The following is a 22,279-nucleotide window of genomic DNA, read 5'->3' as shown; positions in this document are numbered from 1 at the left end:
CATACTAGTCAGCAGCTCAACCCTGGTCGCCGCCGGCGACGGGCAGTACGGTCCCGGTGATGTACGACGCCTCGTCCGAGGCGAGGAAGCAGATGGCGGCCGACTGCTCGTCGAGGGTGCCGTACCGGTGCATCGTCGACGACGAGAGAGTCTGGTCGATGTGTGCCTGGTACCACTGCGCTTCGGTGTCGCTACGCGGTTCCGGGGTGCCGCGGGAGATACGGCGGGGTGGTGCCTCGGTTCCGCCGGGGGCCGTGGCGACGACGCGGATGCCGTCGTCGGCGCACTCCAGCGCCAGGGACGCGGTGAGCGCGTTGACCGCACCCTTGGCCGCGGAATAGGGAATCCGGTGGATTCCCCGCGTCGCGGCGGACGAGACGTTGACGATCACCCCGCGTCCCGATCGCACCATCGGCGGCAGCGCCGCGCGGCAGGTGAAGAGCGTGGTCATGAGCGACCGGTCGATCTCGGCGCGGATCTGTTCGTCGGTGAACTCGGTGAACGGTTTGAAGTTGATCGCGCCGCCCACGTTGTTGATGAGGACGTCGACGCGGCCGTAGCAGTCGATCGCCCGCCCGACGACGGCCTCGGCGCCGCCGAAGGTCTCGAGATCGGCGACGGCCGACACCGCACCGGTCCCGGTGCCGGCGAGTTCGCGGGCGACGTCGTCGACGAGTTCGGAACGGTCGGCCAGCACGACCTGCCCGCCCTCGGCGCTGATCCGCCGCGCGGTCTGCTCCCCGATACCCTGCGCGGCGCCGGTGATCACCACGACCTTGCCGGTGAATCGGCCCGGGGTGACGAAACGTGGCCGCCGAGAATCGATCTCGTCGGACATCGCTCGTCGCATGGTCTGCTTGGAGCGGTCGGCGTGTGCGACGATCAGCCCCCGGGCGGCGTCGTGGTCGCCGGAGGTGAACGCGGTCACGATGTCGAGGTGGTCCTGTGCGCACAGAGGGTGACACCATGTCGCGTTCCGCAACACCTCGCTCATGCGGCCTTTCACACCCAGGGCCTTGTAGGCCTCGAGCAGGTGATCGTTGCCGGTGAGCAGGAACAGATAGTCGTGGAACGCGGCGTTGGTCTCGGTGTATTCGGCAGAATCGACGAACCGGTCGCCGTCGACGTAGGGCACCGTGGCGTCGGCGAGCAGCCGGTAGCCCGCCAGTTGCCGGGTGGACAATCGGCCGAAAGTCAGCTCCAGCGCACCCAGTTCGAGAGCGGCCCGCGCCTCGAAGAGGGCGTCGGACTCGGTGATCTCCGGATGCTCCTCACCGATCTGGTATCCGTGTGACCCGATGACGGTCGGTGCGGGGGACGCGTCGCGCTCGAGAGTCTCCGGCGGGGTGAGGGTCGGGGCGGCGTACGCGTGGAGTTGAGTGATGTCCGATTCGGCGAACATCTGCTGCCCGGCTATCGACCGGGCGGCTCCGCCGGGTTGTGACGCGGTGGCCTGGATCGTCTCGGCATCCACGTCGACGGTCGCGGCGCCCGAGCCGTGGGGCCAGATGAGTTGACCGGCGATCCGGGTGGGGGTGTCCTCGGCTGCGACGGGGCGGGGACCCGACCACGCATCGAGGGCCGAGGACGGGAGTATCTCCTGACCTGCGACAGCCCGTGCGTCCGGTGACGGCAGAAGGAGGTCTGCGGACACCGGTGCGTCGGTGTCCTGCGCCAGAGCGGTTTTCGGAGTCCCGTCCTCCCCGGCCTGACCGACCTCCGTGTCGGTCACGGCGCCCGCATCCGGGCCGGCGTCGGTATCCGGGGTTCCCTGTGCGGCGAGCGCGAACTTCTCGTAGTAGAAACCGGTCGGCTCGATTCCGGCCTGTGTGACGTGCTGCCGGACCGACTCCACCATCGGCGGCGGACCGCAGAGGTAGATCGCCACGTCGCCGTCGTTGAGGTGGCCCGGGCCGATGAGGCTCATCACGTAACCCTTGTTGGGTGCTGAGCTCGCCGGGTCGGAGACGCAGTGATCCCAGGTGAACCCGGGCAGTTTCCCGACGAACCACTCGATCTCGTCGACCGCCACCAGGTCGACGTCGGTCGACACCCCGTAGATGAGGTGGACCGTGCGTTGACTGTTGTCCGAGTGCAACTTTCGCAGCATCGACAGGATCGGGGCCACCCCGGTGCCGCCGGCCAGCAACAGCACCGGTCGGTCGGCCTCGCGAAGGAAGAAGGAACCATGCGGACCGGTGAAGGAGATCGACTCACCCCGGGCGGCGCGGTCGGTGAGATAGGTCGACATGGCCCCGCCGGGCGTCAGCTTGATCAAGAAGGTCAGCCGATCCTCGTGCGATCCGTTGGCGAACGAATACGACCGGGTGACCGGGTTGCCCTGCCCGTCATCGCTGCCGGGGATCTCGATGTTCACATACTGACCCGGCAGGAACGCCAGTTGCCCACGATTCTCGATGCGGATACCCAGCCGGACGGTGGATTCCGACAGTCGGTCGAGCTCGACGACGGTCCCGGTGAATCTGGCCGCCTGTGTCTTGGCGATGTCCGACGTCGCCGGGATCTGCAGGACCAGATCGGATCTCGGCGTCATGCAGCACGGCAGTGCGTAACCCCTTGCCGACTCGTCGTCGCTGAGGGCGTCCTCGATGTACGTGCCGCCGTCGTAGTCCCCGGACTCGCAGAACGACTTACACGTGCCGCATGCGCCGTCGCGACAGTCGAGCGGAATGTTGATGCGCTGACGATACGACGCGTCGGCGACGGTCTGATCCTCTCGGCACGTGATGAATCGCGTGACCCCGTCCTCGAAGGACAGTGCCACCTGGTGGGTGGGCGCGTCGGTGTCGCCGGTGCCGCTGCGGACACCCGCCTCGGTGGTGACAGTCATGGGTCGGTCCTCGCTGATCGGGCTGACTGGGATGGGGATCGGTCAGAAGTGATACACGTCGACGACGTGATGGATGTAGTCGTTCTTCAGCACGATCGTCTTGCGCCGGATCAGCGGATGCTCGCCGGAGAAGTCGATCGTGTAGAACGAGGTCCCGTAATACGGGTCGACGGTGTTGTACCGGAAATACATGGTGTGCCAGTTGAATCGGACGTCGACGAGGTCACCGCGCCGGTCGATGACCTCCACGTTGGTGATGTTGTGACTCGTCCGTGGCTCCGGCAGTGACGTCGCCGAGGACCGCTCGGTGCGGATCCGGAACACCCGGTCCTCGAGGCCGCCCTTGTTGCCGTAGTAGATGAGCGAGATCTCGCGGTGGGGGTCCTCGGTGAGGCGGTCCCGGTCGTCCCACGACGGCATCCAGTAGACGACGTCGTCGGCGTAACAGTCGAGCCACTTCTCGAACTCGCGGTCGTCGAGGTGACGCGCCTCCCGGTAGAGGAACTGCTCGATCATGTTCTGGGTGATGAGTTTCCGGGTCGCGCCGGCGGCGCCCCGGGCGGACGTCGGTGCAGGGGAATCGGTGTGGGCGTTCGTCATGGCCATCCCTTTCAGCGCTCGGTGGCGGAGATGCGTTGTTCGGCGGCTGCGGCGGCGCGCATCGTCTCGAGCCAGTAGCCGTGTTGCACGGGGTAGAGACCCTCGTCCTCGTTCTTGACGCCGGCCGAGATCACCCCGGTCATGCCCAGCGACTCGGCGACGGGGTCGGGCCCGGTGAGCCAGTGCTCGGCCCCGCGGCTCATGTCGTTCCACGGCGCGGCCTGGGCCCGGAACGTGAGCTGGCACGAGCGGAACTCCTCGAGGTCGTCGGGCGTGGCCATGCCGGAGGCGTTGAAGAAGTCCTCGTACTGGCGGATGCGATGCGCCCGTGCGGAGTCGCTCTCCCCCTTGGGGGCGATGCAGTAGATGGTGACCTCGGTCTTGTCCGGGGCGATCGGGCGGAAGTGGCGGATCTGCGTCGAGAACTGGTCCATCAGATAGACATTCGGGTACAGGCACAGGTTGCGCGAGCCCTTCACCATGAACTCGCCCTTGGCGTCGCCGTGGATCTCCTTGAGCTGCTCCAGCGAATCCCACAGCGGACGGTCCTGCGGGTTGGCCGCCCAGGTCCACAGGCACAGGTGGCCGTTGGGGTAGGACCAGTAGCCGCCGCCGGACTTCCCCCAGCCGCCGGCGTCGAGTGCCTTGGTGTCGTTCTTCGACTCGCCGGTGCCGCGTCGAGATGTGGTGGCCGCGTAATTCCAGTGGGTGGCGGTGACGTGGTAGCCGTCGGCGCCGTTCTCCGCCTGCACCTTCCAGTTCCCGTCGAAGGTGTAGGTGGACGCGCCGCGCAGGACCTCGAGACCCTCGGGGGACTGGTCGACGAGCATGTCGATGACGACGCGGGTGTCGCCGAGATGGTCGCCGAGCGAACTGACGTCGTCGTTCAGGCTGCCGAACAGGAAGCCGCGGTAGCTGTCGAAGCGGGCGACCTTGGTCATGTTGTGCGAACCGTCGACGTCGAAGGTGTCCGGGTACCCGGCGCCGTCGGGGTCCTTGACCTTGAGCAGCGTGCCATCGTTGCGGAAGGTCCACCCGTGGAACGGACAGGTGAGGGTCATCCGGTTGTCGGTCTTGCGCCGGCAGATCATCGCGCCGCGGTGCGCGCAGGCGTTGATCAGGCAGTGCAGTTCGCCGGTCTTGTCGCGGGTGATGACCACGGGCTGCCGGCCGATGTAGGTGGTGAAGTAGTCGCCGGGCTCGGGGACCTGACTCTCGTGTGCGAGGTAGATCCAGTTGCCCTCGAAGATGTGCTTCATCTCCAGCTCGAAGATGTCCTCATCGGTGAAGATCCGCCGGTTGGCGCGGTAGACACCGGCGTCGCGGTCGTCGACGACCGCGTCGCCGAGGACCGAGTTCACATGGTTCAGGTGTTCCGATACGGACGCGGTCATGGTCGTATACCTCCAGAAAGTGGGCTGCTCTCTGCACTGTGGCAGCACGTGGTGGCGATCACACCGGGGTAATTGCCAGTCCTGGCCCAGTAGCCAATTGATCGATGCGATTGATCAATCGCTGCAAATTGTGTCTTTGTCATGTATGGATCGACGCTCTACCGTGAGACGTGTCCGCGGTCACAACCGCGGTTCCATCGGTACGAGACGAGGCGGGTCATGGAGCTACGACACTTGCGGTACTTCGCCGCCGTGGCCGACACCTGTCATTTCGGGCAGGCGGCGGAGTCGCTGCACGTGGCGCAGCCCGCGCTGTCGTACGCCATCCGGCAGCTTGAGGCCGAGCTCGACGTCACCCTGTTCACGCGGACCACCCGCCAGGTGTCACTCACCCCGGCCGGGCAGTACCTCAGGATCCAGGCCGAGCGAATTCTCGCCGGCGTGGACGAAGCCGTGGACGGCGTGCGCCGGATCGCCGCCGGCCGCAGCGGCCTCGTCCGGGTCGGTATCACCGGTATCGCCGCGTTCTCCCACCTGCCGCGCATCGCGCGGGTCGTCAAGCGGGAGTTGCCCGACGTGGATCTCCGTATCCAGTCCGACATGCTCACGCCGGGCCAGTGCGACGCCCTGCGTGCCGGAGCCCTCGACCTCGGAGTGCTCCGTCCGCCGGCGATCGGCGAGGACATCGAGACAAAGGTCATCGATGTCGAGCCGATGGTGGTCGCGGTCTCGGTCGATCACCGCCTGGCCGTCGAGCCGGTGGTCTCGGTCGCCGACCTACGCAACGAACCGTTCGTGCTCTACGACAGCCGGGACTCGGCGGTCAACGACGCTGCGATGCGAACCTGTCGCGCAGCTGGTTTCGTCCCACATCGGGCGCACCAGGCGCCGGGTACCGCGGTCCTGCTGGCGCTGGTCGCCGCCGGGCTGGGGGTCTCCCTGCTCCCGGCCTCGGTGCGGTCACTGCCGCTCGACGGTCTCGTGGTGCGCGACCTCGCCGACGCCGACACCGTCGAGGTCGCACTCGCCTGGCGATCGGGTTCCGACGACCCGGTCGTCACCGCGGTCGCCGACGTCATCGCCGCCGCCTTCGCCCCGGATGATGCCATCAACACCGATCCCGCCGTCGTCGCCCGAACCGGCGGCAGCCGGGTCGCCGACCATCGTTCCGTGAGTGCCCGTCTGGGTGTTCGATCTGGAGAGAAATCGTGAAGATCACCGCTGTGGAGGCGATCCCGTTCGCCATCCCGTATGTGAAGCCGTTGAAGTTCGCCTCCGGTGAGGTGCACGCCGCCACCCACGTGCTGGTCCGGGTGCACACCGACGCGGGTGTGGTCGGCGTCGCCGAGGCACCGCCGCGCCCGTTCACCTACGGCGAGACCCAGGACGGCATCATCGCCGTGATCGAGGGCATCTTCGCGCCCGCGGTCGTCGGCCTCACCTTGCTCGAGCGCGAGGTCGTCGCCGCCCGGATGGCGCGAACGGTCGGCAACCCGGCCGCGAAATCCGCTGTGGACATGGCAATCTGGGATGCACTGGGCAAGGTCCTGGGGCTTCCGGTGGGCGACATGCTCGGCGGGTACACCGACCGGATGCGGGTCGGTCACATGCTCGGTTTCGCCGAACCGGCCGCGATGGTCGCCGAAGCCGAGAAGATGGTCGACACCTACGGTATCCGCACGTTCAAGGTGAAGGTCGGACGTCATCCCGCCTCCCTCGACACCGCGGTCGTCCGCGCGCTCCGCGAGCGATTCGGCGACGACGTCGAACTGTACGTCGACGGCAACCGGGGGTGGACGGCGGCCGAGTCGGCGCGAGCCATGCGGGAGATGGCCGACCTCGATCTGCTGTTCGCCGAAGAGCTGTGCGACGCAGCGGATGTGCTCGGCCGACGCTGGCTCGTCGAACAGCTGGCGGTGCCGTTCATCGCCGACGAATCGGTGCCGACCCCGGCCGACGTCACCCGCGAGATCCTCGGCCGGTCGGCGACCGCCATCAGCATCAAGACCGCGCGTTCGGGTTTCACCACCTCCCGCCGTACGCATCACCTCGCCGAGGGTCTCGGCGTCCCGGTCGTCATGGGCAATCAGATCGACGGCCAGATCGGAACCGCCTGCACTCTGGCCTTCGGCAGCGCCTTCGAGCTGACCTCACGCTACGCGGGTGAGCTGTCGAACTTCCTGGACATGAGCGACGACCTGCTGACCGAGCCGCTGCAGATCCGCGACGGCCATCTGCACCGCTCGACCGCGCCGGGCATCGGCTTCGAGGTCGACCCGGACAAGCTCGAGAAGTACCGCACCGACAACTGAAAGCACGACCCCACAACACGTCTCGTGGCAGCCCCACGAACTCGGAGTAACAAGGAGAAGGACATGACCACCACCGAGCATCCCCAGGAAGTCGCCACCGCCGCCGCGTCCGGCGCCTCCGCGACCGAACGGTTCCACGCGGACAAGTCGCCGTTCGAGGCCGTCAAGGACACCCCGCCCGAGCGCGTGTCCACCCTCATCAACGAGGTCCTCGCGGGCGTGCACGAGACCATCCGCAAGCACAAGGTCACCTACGACGAGTACAACGCCCTCAAGGCATGGCTCATCAACGTCGGCGAGGACGGCGAGTGGCCGCTGTTCCTCGACGTGTGGGTGGAGCACGTCGTCGAAGACGTCGCGACCGAGCACCGCCAGGGCAACAAGGGCAGCATCGAAGGTCCGTACTACGTCCCGGACGCACCGGAACTCGGCGCCAAGGGCACCCTCCCGATGCGCGACGACGAGGCCGGCGACCCGCTGGTGTGGACCGGCCAGGTCCGGTCCTGTGACGGCACCGCCCTCGCGGGTGCCACGGTCGAGCTCTGGCACGCCGACGACGACGGCTTCTACTCGCAGTTCGCACCCGGAATCCCGGAGTGGAACCTCCGTGGCAGCTTCACGGCCGACGACGACGGTCGTTTCGAGATCACCACCATCCGGCCCGCGCCGTACATGATCCCGACCGACGGCTCGTGCGGGAAGATGATCTCCGCTGCCGGCTGGCATCCGTGGCGTCCCGCGCACCTGCACCTCAAGGTCTCGGCACCGGGCCACGAGCAGCTCACCGCGCAGCTGTACTTCCCGGGCGACCCGCACAACGACGACGACGTCGCCAGCGCCGTCAAGCCCGAACTGGTGCTGGACCCGAAGGACGACGGCCGGGGTGGCTTCACCATCTCCTACGACTTCGTGCTGGATCCGGCGAAGTAATGCTGTTCCACGTGCGGATGGACGTGTCCATTCCCGACGACCTCGACCCCGACGTGCGGGCCGACACGGTCGCCCGGGAGAAGGCGTACTCGCAGGATCTGCAACGCGCCGGCAAGTGGCCGCACATCTGGCGGATCGTCGGCGAGTACTCCAACTACTCGATCTTCGACGTCGAGTCGAACGACGAACTGCACACCCTGCTGTCGGGTCTGCCCCTGTTCCCCTACATGCGGATCAAGGTCACCCCGCTGGCGACCCATCCGTCCGACATCAACGGTCCGCCTGCTCCCTGAGGTGAGCCCGAGCCCCCGTCGTGATCCCTGGCGGGGGCCCCGTTCCTGCTCCCTGAGGTGCGCCCGAGCCCCCGTCGTGATCCCTGGCGGGGGCCCCGTTCCTGCTCCCTGAGGTGCGCCCGAGCCCCCGTCGTGCTCCGTGAGGTGCGCGGGCCCCCGTTCCTGCTCCCTGAGGTGCGAGCGAAGCGAGCCTCGAAGGGCCGGCGAGTCACACTCACCAGCCCTTCGAGGCTCGTCGCTATCGCTGCTCGCACCTCAGGGGCCAGAAGGTCTGCTTTCGCTCCTCGCACCTCAGGGCGCAGGGGGCGCCGATCGCAGCGTGAGGATCGTGATCTCGGGCGGCGTCAGAACACGGACCGGCGGGCCCCAGGCGCCGGCGCCGCGGGTGGTGTACACGACGGTGTCGCCGATCTGGTCGAGCCCGGTGATGGTCGGCTGCTGGGCCCGGACCAGGTAGCGGATGGGCCAGAGCTGCCCACCGTGCGTGTGCCCCGACAGCTGCAGGTCGACACCCAGATCGGAGGCCTCGACAGCTTGCTTGGGCTGGTGGGCGAGCAGCAGGGTGAAGTCCTCCGGGGATGTCCCGGCCAAGGCCGCCGGCAGGTCCGGCTCATACGGTTCCGGCGCGGTGGCGTCGTGGACACCGGCCAGGGTGATGGTCGCGCCGTCGACCTCGATGGGCACACGCGCGTTGCGCAACGTGCGCACGCCGAGTCCCTCCCAGACGTCGAGCCAGCGGTCGCCGTCGTCGGCGTAGTACTCGTGGTTGCCGCTGACGCCGAAGACGCCGAGCGGCGCCTGCAGATCCGCAAGGGGTTCGAGTGTGTCGCGGACGTTCGGGATGGTGCCATCGGTCAGATCGCCGACGAGGACGACGAGATCCGGCTTCTGCTCGTTGACGTCGTCGACTACGCGCTGGGTGAACGACGCGTCGCGGGCGGGACCGACGTGGAGGTCGGAGATCACCGCGATCCGCGTCCCGTCGAACTGGGGCGGCAGGCTCGCGAACGTGGCGTCGACGTCGACCATCTGTGGTCGGGACGCCTCGAACACGCCGTACCCGGTGACCGCGAGAGCGATGATCACGATCGCGGCGGTCGCGACCCGGAGCTTGCCGAGTCGACGGGCGGCGAGCGCCGGGGTGTCCTGCACCCCCGACCGCCGCCGCCGGATCCAGCGGACGATGTGCGCGGCGAACGAGACGAGGCCCACCACCGCGAGCCCGAGGAAGAGGTAGAAGACGGCGGCGAGCCAGATCAGCCCGATGGTGCCGACCGGTCGCGCCCACGACGGATCGAGCACGCGCCCGGTGGCGAATCCGATGAGGGCGAGCGCCCACAGGACGGCCAGCGCGACGTCGGCGACGATCGACCAGGGCCGCGGCAGCGCGGTCGCACGGACGATGCGCCGGTGCAGCCAGAACGTGATGAGTCCGAAGACGACGGCAGGAAACAACGCCACGGATGGACTCCTGAGGGTGGTGACGACGGGGCGACGGATCGCCAGGTGCCCGGTCATGGGCGGATTGCCCCATTCTGCCATCGCTCCGCGTTGGTACCCTCGCCGCCATGAACGAGGTCCTCATCACCCCGCTCGACCTGGCCGAGATGCTGCTGGCGAGGCCGCCGGTCCTGCTGGACGTCCGCTGGCAGTTGGGCGACTTCGACGGCCGACGGGCCTATCGGGAGGGACACATCCCCGGCGCGGTCTACGTCGACCTGGACTCTGAACTGGCGGCCCCGCCCTCGGGCCCGATCGGCGGCAGGCATCCGCTGCCCGCCGTCGCGGACCTCCAGGAGGCAGCCCGGCGGTGGGGGATCGACGACGGCGTCCCGGTGGTGGTCTACGACGACTCCGGCAATCTCGCGGCCGCGCGTGCCTGGTGGCTGCTGCGGTGGGCGGGTGTCGCCGACGTGCGACTCCTCGACGGTGGTCTCGCGGCGTGGCGTGCCGAGGGCCTGCGCACGACGACGGGGGACGGCGGTCGGCCGCGGACCGGCAGCGTGACCCTCACCTCCGGGCAACTGCCGGTCGTGACGATCGACGATGTCGCGGCCGGGCCGGAGCATCTGCTCGACGCCCGGGCCCCCGAGCGCTACCGCGGCGACGTCGAACCGGTCGATCCGCGTGCGGGGCACATTCCCGGGGCGATCAACGTCCCGACGGCGGACAACGTCGACACGTCCGGCCGTTTCCATCCCAGTGACGAGTTACGACGCCGGTTCGCAGATCTCGGCCTCGACTCCGACGCCGGCTCCGATGTCGTCGTCTACTGCGGTTCCGGGATCAATGCCGCGCACCAGATCGCGGCGCTCGCCGTGGTGGGGATCGACGCCGCGCTGTTCCCGGGTTCGTTCTCGCAGTGGGCGTCGGACCCGGAGCGGCCGGTCGCCGAGGGCGACCGGCCGTGAGGCGAGAGGAGCGCAAGCCGCACCCTGTGCTCCCTGCGTCCGACCACCGCTCCCTGAGGAGCGTCCGGAGCTTGCGGAGGGCGCCTCCGACCACCGCTCCCTGAGGAGCGCCCGGAGCTTGCGGAGGGCGCCTCCGACCACCGCTCCCTGAGGAGCGCCCGGAGCTTGCGGAGGGCGCGTCACGAAGGGTTCGCCACGCACCTCGCCAGGACCCTTCGAGGCTCGTCGCTTGCGCTCCTCGCACCTCAGGGAGCGGGGGGTGACGCGCGCAGGCTCGCTCCTCAGGGGGCGGGGGTGAGGCTCGCTCCTCAGGGAGCAGGAAGTGGCTCGCGAGCTCGCTCGTGAAGGAGCAGGGCGCGCGGGTCAGGCCGCGAACACCGACAGTCGTGAGGGTTCCTCGACGACCGAGTAATGCGTGGCGTCGCCCTGGAGGACCTGGCTCGACTGACCGTGGATGTCGACCGGCACGTCACCGGCCAGGGTGATGCGGTGCAGTTCGCGCTTCTGGTTGCCGAAGTCGGCGATGCCGTAGTGCTGGGTGGCGCGGTTGTCCCAGATCGCCACGTCCCCGAGCTTCCAGTTCCACCGGAAGGTGTTCTCCAGCTTGGTGATACGCGCCTGCAGTAGCTGGTAGAGGTCGGTGAACTCCGAGCTCTTCAGGCCCCGGAACTCCTTCGCGAAGTGTCCGAGCAGCAGGCTGCGTTCGCCGGTCTCCGGATGGACACGGACGACGGGGTGCAACGTCTGGTACTCGGAGCTGGTGAACTCCTTGTAGTGATCGGCCTTGCGGCTGACGTCGACGCCGCCCGACGGCTCCTTCTGGCCGACATAGTCGTAGAGATTGGTGTGGGTGGCCCACAGCTCTTCGGTCAGCGCGCGCAGCGGTTTCGGCAGCTGTTCGTAGGCGGCCACCGTCGAGGCCCAGGTGGTTGCGCCGCCGTAGCTCGGCAGCGTCACCGCCCGGAGGATGGACGCCTTCGGGATGCGGTCGACGAACGTCACATCGGAGTGCCAGCTGTTCGCCGCACCTTCGATGGTCAGCAACTGTTCGCCGCGCGAGGTCACCGTCGGATGCGGTGCGGTGGGATCACCCAGGAGTTCGGCGAAGGCATACTGTTTGTCGTCGTCGAGGTGATCCTGGCCTTCGAAGACGATCGTCTTGTTGATCGCCAGCGCCAGGCGAATCGCCTCCACCTGTTCCGGGGCGATGTCCCCGCCGAGCCGCACCTGTCCGATGCGTGCCCCGATGTGCTCGCCGAGCTTGTCGACGGTGATCCCCGCATCGCGGTAGATCTGCTGAGCTGCCTGCTCGCGTTCGGTCCGGTCCTCGATCTGCGCCAAGGTCATCTCTTGTCCTCTCTTCTCAATAACGTTTCGTGACAATCCGATTCATCAGAACACTGCGATGGTGGTGCGATCGAGGAAAACGCTCACGGTGATCGGAACGGGTCAGTCCGCGGAGGCTTCCGCGGCCTGGTCGATCCCGCGACGGACATCGACCGGGACGCGCACGATCCCGGGCCGGTAGGTGACCGCGCGGAGCGTCGGCCCGAACCGGAACACGCCCCGTCGGCTCCGGACGTCGGGGTCCACCGGTCCACGGGCGTCGAGGCCCAACGAGATTCCCGTCCACGGTGCCATGCCGACAAGCTGCACCTGATCGTCGAGTTTGGCGATGATCGACGAATGTTCGCCGGCGACCGCTTCGATCGTGAATCCCCAGCGAACCGCGGGCGTCGCGACGGCATGGACGACGAGTCGGGTGGTGCCGGCGGGTAGGGCACCGGACACCCGCTGCCGGCGACCGTATGCATTGAACACGAAATGGGCCGAACCCGATTCGATGTAGAGCAGGTACCCGCCCTGGGGATCGCCGTGCGCGACCACGACGCCCTCGGCGTCGGCGGTCCATCCGTCGAATTCGGCCTCGATGTCGAAGTCGCGGTAGGCGATCAGCCGACTGGACCGGTAGCGCTCCAGGGTCGGTGTGCCCGCAACGATTCGCACCGGATCGCTCAGCCGCTCCTCCGCGGGACGCCGCCGGGACTGTGCCGAGGGCGAATCGAACAACGGGAACACCGTGTTGTGCCAGGCCGCCTCGTCCCAGGCGCGGGCGAGCTCGGCGACCTTGTCGGGATGTGTCGCAGCCAGGTCGCGGGTCTCGGCGGGATCGTTCGTGACGTCGTACAGTTCCCAGGTCGGATCGTCCACCGCGGCCGGATCCGTGTGCAGCGACACCAGCTTCCAGCCGTCGCGGTAGAAACCGCGGTGTCCGCCGAACTCGGCGTACTGCTCGGTGTGGCGTGACTCCGCCGTCGGATTCCGGAGGAACTCCGCGATACTCACGCCGTCCCGCTCCTGGGCCGGCCGCCCGTGCCGATGGGTGGGGCTGTCGACCCCGGCGAGTTCGAGGAGTGTGGGGACGACGTCGGTGACATAAGAGAACTGGCGTCGCACGCCGTTGTCCTGGTCGTCTCGCGACAGGCCGGCCGGCCACGAGATCACGAACGGCACCCGGACACCGCCGGCGAAGGTCTGCCCCTTGTAGAACCGGAACGGCGTGTTCGACGCCTGACCCCAGCCACGCGGATAGTGCACTCCCAGCTCCGACGACCCGATGAGGTCCTCGTCATGAGGTACGTCGCGTTCCCAGTCCGGTGGAACCGGTCCGTGGACGAATTGGCTGAAGTACGAACGGGTTCCGACCGGGCCGCCTTCGGCGGTACCGCCGTTGTCCGAGGTGAAGACGACGATGGTGTTGTCGAGCTCACCGAGTTCGTCCAGTGTGTCCAGGACCCGGCCGACGCTCTGGTCGACGCTGTCGACCATCGCGGCATAGACCTCCTGGTAACGCTGGTAGCGGCGCTGCTCCTCGGCGGTGAGGTCCGCCCACGGCGGGGCGTCGTATCCCGGTTCGGTGTTGCGTTCGGCCATCGGGGTGTCGGTGTCGAACAGCCCCGCTTCCTTCTGGCGTTCGAAGCGGCGCTGCCGCACCACATCCCAACCCTCGGCATAGCGGCCGCGGTATTTGGCGAGGTCGGCGTCCTTCACCTGATGCGGACCGTGCATCGCGATGTGGGCGAAGTACAGGAAGAACGGTTTCGTGGGGTCCTGCGCGCGCAGGCTCTTGATCTGCCCGATGGCGCGATCGGTGAGATCGTCGGTGACGTAGTAGTCCTCGGGATAGGCCTCGACGTCGACGACCGAGTTGTCGGCGATCAGCTGATTCGGGTAGAAGAACGAGTTGAGGCCCTCGAGCGAACCGTAGTAGCTGTCGAAACCGCGTTGCAGCGGCCATGATTCGCGGTTGCGGCCCGGTCCCATGTTCGCGTCGCGCACCAGATGCCATTTGCCGACAGCGTATGTTGCGTACCCGGATTCCCGAAGTATCTCGGGCAGCGCCAGCACGTCGTCGGCCAACTCGAGACGGAGACCGGGAAAGCCCGGGTCCGAGTTCGCGACGCTCCCGTAGCCCGCGCGATGCGGGTTGAGTCCGGTGAGCAGGGCAGCTCGCGCCGGTGAGCACACCGGGGTGGTGTGATAGTTGCTCAACCGGATTCCGTTGCGTGCCAGACGATCCAGATTGGGTGTGTCGATCTCGGCGCCGAACGGACCGATGTCGGAGTAACCCATGTCGTCGATGAGGACGACCACGATGTTGGGTGCACCGGGTGGCGCAGACTTCTCGTCGGGCCACCACGGCTCCGACTCCGAGGTGGTGCGCCCGACCACACCACCGAAACCCTCGTAGCCGCGGGCATTCTCGGGAATGGTGGGCGTGTTGCGGTCGGCCACGTGCCGATCCTCCTGTCGTCGCGTCCGGGGTCGTCGGATACCGGGCACGACGCACGGTGCCGCACGGCCCCACGGGTGTCAAGGGTTGTATCCCGGTGAAATCCAAGGACGCATCTCTTGTGGTCGGTTGTCCAGAATGGGCGTCGAACCCCCACCTCGGAGGTGTCGATCCCTCCCGAGACCCCGGTCCGCCCTGCGGCACGTCCGCAGCCATCACAGAATTGCCGAATCCATATGCTCCGACGTCGAAGCGTCCGTGTGGGCTGCGTGCTGGTCGTGGCCGTCACGACACTGCTCGCGGTGACCGGTTGCCAGTCCGCCGTGTCCCGGCAACAGAACTCCGCGGTCCGGTCGCTGGAGCCCGGCGAGCCCGCACCGCGCGGCGGCGAGCTGCGGGTCGGTGTGCTCAACGACCTGTCGCCGAAGACCTTTCTGCAGATCGGGACCGGCAATCTCAACGGGCATGTCGTGGCGAACACCTATGACACGCTGATCCGCTACGCGCGAAACTCGCTCACCGTCGAACCCTCGCTCGCGACCGGGTGGCAGCTGTCCCCGGACGGACGGTCGCTGACCCTGGATCTGCGCCGCGACGTCACCTTCCACGACGGCCGGCCGTTCGTCTCCACCGACGTGGAGAACTCCATCAGGGCGTACGTGGGTGGGCCGTGGACACCGCAGTTCAAGCGGACGGCCGCAGCCATCACCGGCTTCGACACCTCGGACCCGCATCGCATCGTTCTCGGATTCGCCCATCCGCTGAGCAACATCTTCGACCTGCTCGACTCGGCCCCCATCATCGACGGGAACACCCTGGCCGATCTGAAGGCGGGCAGGCGGTTCAACGGCACCGGCCCGTTCCGGTTCGAGTCGTGGCAACCGAATTCCTCGGTCCGTCTGGTGCGCAACGACCGGTACTGGGGAGGGGCCCCTCCGCTGGACGCCGTCCGGTTCGTCGTGGTGAAGGACGATCAGTCGTTGTCGACCCGGCTGCGCACCGGTCAGCTCGATGTCGCAGACGGGCTCAGCTACCACGACCAGCAACTGGTCACCTCGCGATACGGCTTCAAGGAGATCACCCTCACCGGCGCCGAGTCCCAGCAGTACGTGGGCATCAACGTCGCCAACCCGGTGCTGTCCGATGTGCGGATCCGCCGCGCGATCGCCTTGGCGATCGATCGCGAACGGATCATCGCCGATGTCTACCGGGGCAGCGGTTACACCGTGAACCTGCCGTGGCCGGAGTGGTCTCCCGCGTTCCAGCCCGCCGACAACACCACCTACGCCCGTGATCTACCCCGCGCACGAGCCCTTCTCGCCGAGGTCGGACCGATTCCTCCGCTGGCGCTGGACTTCTCCACTCAGGGTGTCGACCGGGTCATCGCCGAGATCGTCCAGTCGAACCTCAAGGACGTCGGGATCACCGTGGAGCTGGTGCCCAATGACCAGACCCAGCAGGCGTCCAAGCTCATCGGCGGTAAGTTCGCCGGATTGTGGTTGCTGCAGCACGGGTTTGCGCAATTCACCCCGTCGACACTCGCGGTGTCGGCGTACCCGTTCAACGCGGCCAAGAATTCGTCGAACTACGTGAACCCGGCCTACGCGGCCGCGGCCGAGGCGGCGTGGAAGGTTCCGGACGGCTCGTCGCCGGAAGCCCTCGCCGCCTATCGCCGACTCGACGACATCTGGCTGGGCGACCTGTTCCTCGTGGAGGTCGGCGTCGTCCTCACCAAGGTGGCGACCGCCGCGTCGGTGGGCAACGTCGACTGGGACCGGCGCAACCAACTCCATCTCGCCCACACGTACCTCACCTCGGCAGGGAAGCAGTAGACATGTTCGGATACCTGGCTCGCCGGCTGCCGACCGCGATCATCGTGCTCGCGGTCGCGTCACTGCTCATCTTCTCCATCGTGCGACTCATCCCGGGCGGCCCCGAGGCGGCTCTCGCCGGGCCCGACGCCTCGCCGGAGGCGCTCGCGGCGATCCGCCACGACCTGGGTCTGGACCGCAGCTTCTTCGCGCAGTACGTCACCTGGATCGGCGGTCTGCTCACCCTCGACTTCGGTCAGAGCTATCAGGTCGGTGGCAGCATCGGGGACCTCATCACCTACGGCCTGACGAACACGCTGATCCTCACCGGCGCCGCGCTCGTCGTCGCGCTGGTCCTGGCGTTCGGGTTGAGCCTGGCGGCGACGCTGTGGGACAACAGATTTCTCAACGCGGCGCTCACGAGCGTGAACGCGGCCGCGATCGCGCTGCCGACGTTCGTCGTCGGCACCGTGCTCATCCTGGTGTTCGGGGTCAAACTCCGATGGCTGCCGGCAGGCGGCACACCTCCCGACGGATTCACCGACAGCCTGCAGATCAGCGCGCAGTACCTCCTGTTGCCCGCACTCACGCTGGGACTGCCGGCGGGTGCGATGCTCGCACGCTTCCTCACCGAGTCGATCCGCACCGAGCTGCGGCAGCCGTACGTGCTGACCGCGCGCGCCCTGGGGGTGTCGCATTCCGACATCATCCTGAGACATGCTCTGCGGAATGCTCTCCCTCCCACTCTGACCGCTCTCGGCCTGACGGTCGGCGCATTGCTCGGCGGAGCCGTGCTCGTCGAATCGATCTTCGGGTGGCCCGGACTCGGGCTGCTCACCGAGGAGGGGATCTTCTCCCGCGACTATCCGCTCGTCCAGGTGCTCGTCCTGCTGTCGGTGGCGGTCTTCGTGATCATCCAGCTGCTGGCCGACATCGCACATGCCTGGCTCGACCCCCGTATCCGTCTGGCAGGTGAATAGACATGTCCCACAGCCTCACCGGGTTTCCGAACGCGTCGGCATCGACCGGCACGCCGCTCGACGTCGACCTCGCGCCCGGGTTGCTGCCCGAGGGTCCGGACGACCGCGAGATCCGCGGGTCCCGATCGCCGTTGTGGCGCAGCCTGTTCCGGGGGCCCGGACTGGTCGGGAGCGTGCTCGTCGGTGTCGTCGTCCTCCTCGCGATCGTCGGCCCCTTCCTCACCGCGTTCGGGCCCGACCAGCAGATCGACGGCGCATACCTGTTGTCGCCGAACGCACAACACTGGCTGGGCACCGATGAGGTCAACCGCGACCTGCTGACCCGGGTGCTCTACGGCATCCGGATCGATCTGCTGATCATCTTCACCGCGGTGCCGGCGGGTGCCGCAATCGGCATTCTCGCCGGGCTGGTCACCGTCTCGAGTCCGGTCAGCGACGTGGTCGCCCAGCGGGTGTTCGATGTGATCCTGGCGTTCCCGGCCCTGATCCTGGGCATCACGCTCACGGCCATCCTGGGTCCCGGTGCGCTGACGGTGGGAATCGTCATCGCCGTCGCCGAGATCCCGATCTTCGGCAGGCTCACCCGCACCTCGGTGTTGCGGATCCGGGAGATGCCCTACGTTGAGGCCGCGCGGGTCAGCGGCGCGTCGACCTCTCGGGTGCTGCTGCGGCACGTTCTGCCCAACTCCGTCGAGTCGCTCGCGGTGCAGTTCGCGCTCTCGCTGTCGCTGGCGGTATTCATCGAGGGCGCGCTGAGTTACCTCGGGGTCGGAGTGGTCGCCCCGACCCCGTCGCTGGGGTCGATCCTGGCGACCGGCAACGGGTATCTGGAGACCAACCCGTGGTTCTCCCTCGGCCCGCTGCTGATCGTGTCGGTCCTCGTCCTGGGGTTCTACCTGATCGCCCAGTCCATCTCGCATGACCGGAGGGTCGGACGATGACCGTCGAGAGCTCGAACGAGACGTCCCCGGCCCTCGTCGTCGACGACCTGCATGTCGACTTCTCCTATCCCCGGCCGGCTGTGGCGGGCATCGGCCTCCGGGTAGACCGGGGTGAGATCGTCGCCTTGGTCGGGGAGTCCGGGTCCGGCAAGAGCGTCACCGCGCGCGCCGCCATCGGGCTGCTCCCCGACACGGCCCGCGCGACGGGGTCGGTGCGGGTCGACGGCGTGGAGATACTCAACCGGCCCGAACGCGTGCTCGACGGCATCCGCGGTGACCGGGTGGCGATGGTCTTCCAGGAACCACAGACGGCGCTGAACCCGTCGCAGACCATCGGATGGCAACTGCGGCAGGCCCTGCGCGCGCACGGGCGCGTCTCCCGACAGCGGACGCGGGCGCGCGCCGTCGAACTCCTCACGCTCGTCGACATCCCCGATCCGCAGACGCGGATCGACCACTACCCACACCAGCTGTCCGGCGGGCAGAAACAGCGAGTCGTGATCGCGCTCGCGCTCGCGAACGATCCCGTCCTGCTGCTCGCCGACGAACCGACCACCGCGCTCGACGTGTCGGTCCAGCGCGAGATCCTCGACCTCCTGGTCCGACTGCGTGATCGGACCGGTGCCGGAATCCTGCTGATCACCCACAACCTCGGTGTCGTCGCGGACATCGCCGACCGCGTCGTCGTCGTCCAACTCGGCGAGGTCGTGGAGACCGGCGACGTCTACGACATCTTCGCGGCACCGCAGCAGCCCTACACCCGGCAGCTCTTGGCCGCCGTGCCGCGGTTGCCCGACGGCGATGTCGATGTCGCCGTCCCAGTCGGCCCGGCCGTCACCGACGACGTGCCGGAGACCGTCGTCGCGGTCGAGGGGATCACCGTGCGTCACCCCGGCCGATTCGGCGCCCGTCCGCACACCGCACTCGCCGACGTGTCGCTGACCGTGCGCCGCGGCGAGGTCCTCGGCGTGGTCGGCGAATCCGGTTCGGGCAAGACCACACTCGGACGCGCCATCGGCGGGCTGGTACCCGTGCAGGCCGGCCGCATCCTCGTCGAGGGCGACGACATCGCCGCGGTCTCGAAGGCGCGGCTGCAGGCGCTGCGCCGGCGGGTCGCCTTCGTCCCGCAGGACCCGACGGCGTCGCTGGATCCCCGGTTCAGCGTCGCCGAATCGATCCGCGAACCCCTGGACATCCAGGGCATCGGTACGCGCGCCGAGCGGGCGGCGCGCGTGGCCGAACTCCTCTCGGCGGTCCAGCTGCCCACGTCGTTCGCGCACCGCCTGCCGCACGAGCTGTCCGGTGGACAGCGGCAACGGGTCGCGCTCGCACGGGCCCTGTCGGCGGACCCCCACCTGCTGATCGCCGACGAGCCGACGAGTGCCCTGGACGTTTCCGTCCAGGCGCGGGTGCTCGACCTCTTCCTTCATCTCCAGCGCGAGTTCGGTTTCGCGGCGATCTTCATCAGCCACGATCTGGCCGTCGTCGAACAGGTCGCGGATCGCGTCGTCGTGCTGCGCAACGGTGGGGTCGTGGAGAGCGGCCCGGCGCGGGATGTGCTCACCAGGCCCGAGAACCAATACACCAGGGACCTCGTCGATGCCGTGCCGTTCCCGGACCCGGTCGTGCAACGGGCGCGCCGGGAACGGATTCGATGAGTTTGTCTCAAGCGTCCACCCCGGAACGGGCGGAGATGGTGTGATCGGGTGACCGACGATCCCGGGAGTCGCCATGAGCATCGCCCTGACCGAAGACCACGTCGAACTCGCCTCGGTGGTGCGCGATTTCACCGTCGACCGCAAGGTGCGGGCGCAGGCGCGTGATCGTCTGGATGCGGCAGAGGAGGCCCGACCCACCTTCTGGCCTGAGGTCGCCGACCTCGGGTGGCTGGGTCTGCACGTCGCCGAGGAGTACGGCGGTTCCGGTTACGGCGTCGCCGAGTTGGTCGTCGTCACAGAGGAATTCGGGCGCGCCGTGGCGCCCGGCCCCTTTCTGCCCACCGTGATCGCCTCGGCGATCCTGACTCGTGCCGACGACGCGGCGCGAGCTCGCTGGCTCAGGTCACTCGTCGACGGGACGGTCACCGCGGGTGTCGCGCTCGCGCCGGGACTGACCGAGTCCGGTGGCACGGTCTCCGGTCACGTCGACGCGGTGCTCGGCGTACCGCTCGCGGATCTGCTGGTCCTCATCGCCGACGACGACGTGTGGGTGGTCGAGTCGTCGGACCCCGGTGTCGAGGTGGGTGCGCAGGCCGATCTCGACCCGACCCGGCGGTCGGCGAGGGTGTCGTTGTCGGATGCCGCCGGTACCCGTCTGCCCCGACTCGCGGCCACCGCGCTGGCGCTCACTCGCACACTGGTGGCGGCCGAGGCCGTCGGCGGGGCGCGGGACGCGCTCGACACCGCGGTGGCCTATGCGAAGGTCCGCGAGCAGTTCGGCCGGACGATCGGCTCGTTCCAGGCCGTCAAACACCACTGCGCGAACATGCTCGTCGGCGCGGAGGCCGCCACCGCGGTGGTGTGGGACGCCGCACGGGCGGCCGACGAGGAGGCCGATGCCCTCGGACTGGTCGCGGCGTCGGCCGCGGCGCTGGCGCTGCCCACGTACACGCGAAATGCGGAGCTGAACATCCAGGTGCACGGTGGGATCGGGTTCACCTGGGAGCACGACGCGCACCTGCATCTGCGCCGCGCCGCCGTGCTGCAGGCGTTCTTCGGCGGACAGCGGCCTGCCCGCGACGTCTACGAGTACTCCGCGGCCGGCATCACCCGCGCCAACAGTCTCGACCTGCCGCCCGAAGCGGAGGAATTACGGGCCCGGGTACGGGCCGACATCGCCGACCTCGCCGGTCTCGACGACCCGGTCGCGCTGCGGGAGAGGCTGATCGACACCGGTTACGTGATGCCCCACTGGACCAGGCCGTGGGGGCGTGCCGCGGACTCCGTCGAGCAACTCGTCATCGAGGAAGAAATGGCTGCGGCGGGTGTGAAGCGCCCCGACTACAGCATCACCGGATGGGTCATCCTCACCCTCATCCAGCAGGGGACGCAGGACCAGATCGACCGGTTCGTGCGGCCGGCCCTGCTCGGCGACGAGGTGTGGTGTCAGTTGTTCTCCGAGCCGGGCGCGGGGTCGGACGCGGCGGCGGTCAGCACGAGGGCCACTCGCGTCGACGGCGGCTGGCGCATCAACGGCCAGAAGGTCTGGACCAGCGGCGCCCACCTGTGCCGGCGAGGCCTGGCGACGGTACGGACCGACCCGGATGCCCCCAAACACAAGGGCATCACCGCGGTGTTGATCGACATGTCGGCGCCGGGTGTCGAGGTACGCCCGCTGCGTCAGATCACCGGCGGCTCCGAGTTCAACGAGGTGTTCTTCACCGACGTCTTCGTCCCCGACGCCGACGTGGTGGGCACCCCGAACGACGGCTGGGCGGTGGCCCGCGCGACCCTCGGCAACGAGCGCGTCAGCATCGGTGGCGGCGCGCCGGGCAGCGACGGTGCGGTGCAGCAGATGGTGGCGCTCGTCCAGGGCTACGGCGACCGGGTCGAGGGAGCGGCCACGACGGTCGGGGAGTTCCTCGCCGTCGAGGATGCGCTGCGACTGCTGAATCTGCGTCGCGCCGCCCGGTCGGTTGTCGGCGCGGGCCCCGGACCCGAGGGCAATGTCACGAAACTGCTTCTCGCCGAACACCTCAGCGATCGCGCCCATCTCGCTGCGGAACTGCTCGGACCCGATGTCGCGTTCTCGGCCGGCCCCGGCAAGCTGGCCGGCCTGCTGATACTCGGGGCCCGCGGGATGTCGATTGCCGGCGGGACGTCGGAGATCACCCGCAACCAGATCGCCGAGCGCATCCTCGGGTTGCCGCGCGACCCGCTCAACCGCTGAGGAGTCGCCCCGATCCCTGAGGTGCGAGCGACGCCACCCTCGATCCCTGATGACGCTACCCCCGATCCCTGAGGT

16 protein-coding genes are annotated in these 22,279 nt (G+C 68.3%); 10 read left to right on the top strand and 6 right to left on the bottom strand.

Annotation, left to right across the window (positions count from 1 at the left end):
* Window positions 1–16: 16 nt before the first annotated feature.
* The 3 genes from benC to benA are packed head-to-tail and all read right to left on the bottom strand — an operon-like array spanning window position 17 to window position 4,845.
* Window positions 17–2,851, bottom strand: coding sequence for a benzoate 1,2-dioxygenase electron transfer component BenC (gene benC, locus CA982_RS04140; protein ID WP_086534075.1), 2,835 nt, complete (start codon window positions 2,849–2,851; stop codon window positions 17–19).
* Between the two features lie 42 nt (window positions 2,852–2,893).
* A complete protein-coding gene (benB, locus tag CA982_RS04135; RefSeq protein WP_086534152.1) occupies window positions 2,894–3,451 on the bottom strand; it encodes a benzoate 1,2-dioxygenase small subunit in 558 nt (185 codons plus the stop codon).
* An 11-nt stretch (window positions 3,452–3,462) separates the two neighbouring features.
* On the bottom strand, window positions 3,463–4,845 hold the full coding sequence (gene benA / locus CA982_RS04130; protein WP_086534074.1) for a benzoate 1,2-dioxygenase large subunit: 1,383 nt from the start codon (window positions 4,843–4,845) through the stop codon (window positions 3,463–3,465).
* 219 nt (window positions 4,846–5,064) lie between these two features.
* On the opposite strand from benA, the gene CA982_RS04125 reads away from it, so the two are divergent.
* The 4 genes from CA982_RS04125 (at window position 5,065) to catC (ending at window position 8,380) form a co-directional block, all read left to right on the top strand.
* Entirely contained in the window at window positions 5,065–6,057 is a 993-nt protein-coding gene (locus CA982_RS04125) for a LysR family transcriptional regulator (RefSeq protein WP_086534151.1), read from the top strand.
* A complete protein-coding gene (locus CA982_RS04120; RefSeq protein ID WP_086534073.1) occupies window positions 6,054–7,157 on the top strand; it encodes a mandelate racemase/muconate lactonizing enzyme family protein in 1,104 nt (367 codons plus the stop codon). The genes CA982_RS04125 and CA982_RS04120 overlap by 4 nt, the downstream gene beginning before the upstream one ends.
* 63 nt (window positions 7,158–7,220) lie before the next feature.
* Window positions 7,221–8,087 (top strand): catechol 1,2-dioxygenase, encoded by an 867-nt coding sequence (gene catA / locus CA982_RS04115; protein WP_086534072.1) that lies wholly within the window; start codon window positions 7,221–7,223, stop codon window positions 8,085–8,087.
* Window positions 8,087–8,380, top strand: coding sequence for a muconolactone Delta-isomerase (gene catC / locus CA982_RS04110; protein ID WP_086534071.1), 294 nt, complete (start codon window positions 8,087–8,089; stop codon window positions 8,378–8,380). Before catA ends, catC begins: the two co-directional genes overlap by 1 nt.
* A 291-nt stretch (window positions 8,381–8,671) precedes the next feature.
* Here catC and CA982_RS04105 read toward each other — a convergent pair whose 3' ends face one another.
* Window positions 8,672–9,841: a metallophosphoesterase gene (locus CA982_RS04105; RefSeq protein ID WP_086534150.1), complete on the bottom strand. Its 1,170-nt coding sequence runs from the start codon at window positions 9,839–9,841 to the stop codon at window positions 8,672–8,674.
* Window positions 9,842–9,948: 107 nt separating this feature from the next.
* On the opposite strand from CA982_RS04105, the gene CA982_RS04100 reads away from it, so the two are divergent.
* Window positions 9,949–10,791 carry a sulfurtransferase gene (locus tag CA982_RS04100; RefSeq protein ID WP_086534070.1) on the top strand — a complete coding sequence of 281 codons (843 nt, stop codon included), beginning with the start codon at window positions 9,949–9,951 and terminating at the stop codon, window positions 10,789–10,791.
* Between the two features lie 363 nt (window positions 10,792–11,154).
* On the opposite strand, the gene CA982_RS04095 is transcribed toward CA982_RS04100, so the two are convergent.
* Together CA982_RS04095 and CA982_RS04090 are read right to left on the bottom strand one after the other, a co-directional pair.
* Entirely contained in the window at window positions 11,155–12,138 is a 984-nt protein-coding gene (locus CA982_RS04095) for a TauD/TfdA dioxygenase family protein (protein ID WP_086534069.1), read from the bottom strand.
* A 102-nt stretch (window positions 12,139–12,240) separates the two neighbouring features.
* Window positions 12,241–14,586, bottom strand: a complete 2,346-nt coding sequence (locus CA982_RS04090) for an arylsulfatase (RefSeq protein ID WP_086534068.1) — start codon at window positions 14,584–14,586, stop codon at window positions 12,241–12,243.
* Between the two features lie 234 nt (window positions 14,587–14,820).
* Here CA982_RS04090 and CA982_RS04085 point away from each other — a divergent pair, with 234 nt between their 5' ends.
* The 5 genes from CA982_RS04085 to CA982_RS04065 all read left to right on the top strand — a co-directional run bounded on the left by CA982_RS04085 (window position 14,821) and on the right by CA982_RS04065 (window position 22,204).
* Window positions 14,821–16,416, top strand: coding sequence for an ABC transporter substrate-binding protein (locus CA982_RS04085; protein ID WP_086534067.1), 1,596 nt, complete (start codon window positions 14,821–14,823; stop codon window positions 16,414–16,416).
* 2 nt (window positions 16,417–16,418) lie between these two features.
* Window positions 16,419–17,375 carry an ABC transporter permease gene (locus CA982_RS04080; protein WP_086534066.1) on the top strand — a complete coding sequence of 319 codons (957 nt, stop codon included), beginning with the start codon at window positions 16,419–16,421 and terminating at the stop codon, window positions 17,373–17,375.
* 2 nt (window positions 17,376–17,377) lie between these two features.
* Window positions 17,378–18,316 carry an ABC transporter permease gene (locus CA982_RS04075; protein WP_086534065.1) on the top strand — a complete coding sequence of 313 codons (939 nt, stop codon included), beginning with the start codon at window positions 17,378–17,380 and terminating at the stop codon, window positions 18,314–18,316.
* On the top strand, window positions 18,313–19,974 hold the full coding sequence (locus CA982_RS04070; RefSeq protein WP_086534064.1) for a dipeptide ABC transporter ATP-binding protein: 1,662 nt from the start codon (window positions 18,313–18,315) through the stop codon (window positions 19,972–19,974). Before CA982_RS04075 ends, CA982_RS04070 begins: the two co-directional genes overlap by 4 nt.
* A 73-nt stretch (window positions 19,975–20,047) precedes the next feature.
* A complete protein-coding gene (locus CA982_RS04065; RefSeq protein WP_086534063.1) occupies window positions 20,048–22,204 on the top strand; it encodes an acyl-CoA dehydrogenase family protein in 2,157 nt (718 codons plus the stop codon).
* Window positions 22,205–22,279: the final 75 nt, after the last annotated feature.

The sequence above is a fragment of the Gordonia lacunae genome (genome assembly GCF_002149015.1).
GTDB classification, from domain to species: domain Bacteria; phylum Actinomycetota; class Actinomycetes; order Mycobacteriales; family Mycobacteriaceae; genus Gordonia; species Gordonia lacunae.
The sequence above is the reverse complement of the archived record's forward strand: the minus strand, read 5'-3'. Positions and strand labels throughout refer to the sequence as shown.

What these genes read in the sequence shown, in the direction of transcription:
- benC (WP_086534075.1), bottom strand. Translation starts at nt 2,851, where the DNA reads ATGACTGTCACCACCGAGGCGGGTGTCCGCAGCGGCACCGGCGACACC.
- benB (WP_086534152.1), bottom strand. Translation starts at nt 3,451, where the DNA reads ATGACGAACGCCCACACCGATTCCCCTGCACCGACGTCCGCCCGGGGC.
- benA (WP_086534074.1), bottom strand. Translation starts at nt 4,845, where the DNA reads ATGACCGCGTCCGTATCGGAACACCTGAACCATGTGAACTCGGTCCTC.
- CA982_RS04125 (WP_086534151.1), top strand. Translation starts at nt 5,065, where the DNA reads ATGGAGCTACGACACTTGCGGTACTTCGCCGCCGTGGCCGACACCTGT.
- catA (WP_086534072.1), top strand. Translation starts at nt 7,221, where the DNA reads ATGACCACCACCGAGCATCCCCAGGAAGTCGCCACCGCCGCCGCGTCC.
- catC (WP_086534071.1), top strand. Translation starts at nt 8,087, where the DNA reads ATGCTGTTCCACGTGCGGATGGACGTGTCCATTCCCGACGACCTCGAC.
- CA982_RS04100 (WP_086534070.1), top strand. Translation starts at nt 9,949, where the DNA reads ATGAACGAGGTCCTCATCACCCCGCTCGACCTGGCCGAGATGCTGCTG.
- CA982_RS04095 (WP_086534069.1), bottom strand. Translation starts at nt 12,138, where the DNA reads ATGACCTTGGCGCAGATCGAGGACCGGACCGAACGCGAGCAGGCAGCT.
- CA982_RS04085 (WP_086534067.1), top strand. Translation starts at nt 14,821, where the DNA reads ATGCTCCGACGTCGAAGCGTCCGTGTGGGCTGCGTGCTGGTCGTGGCC.
- CA982_RS04080 (WP_086534066.1), top strand. Translation starts at nt 16,419, where the DNA reads ATGTTCGGATACCTGGCTCGCCGGCTGCCGACCGCGATCATCGTGCTC.
- CA982_RS04075 (WP_086534065.1), top strand. Translation starts at nt 17,378, where the DNA reads ATGTCCCACAGCCTCACCGGGTTTCCGAACGCGTCGGCATCGACCGGC.
- CA982_RS04070 (WP_086534064.1), top strand. Translation starts at nt 18,313, where the DNA reads ATGACCGTCGAGAGCTCGAACGAGACGTCCCCGGCCCTCGTCGTCGAC.
- CA982_RS04065 (WP_086534063.1), top strand. Translation starts at nt 20,048, where the DNA reads ATGAGCATCGCCCTGACCGAAGACCACGTCGAACTCGCCTCGGTGGTG.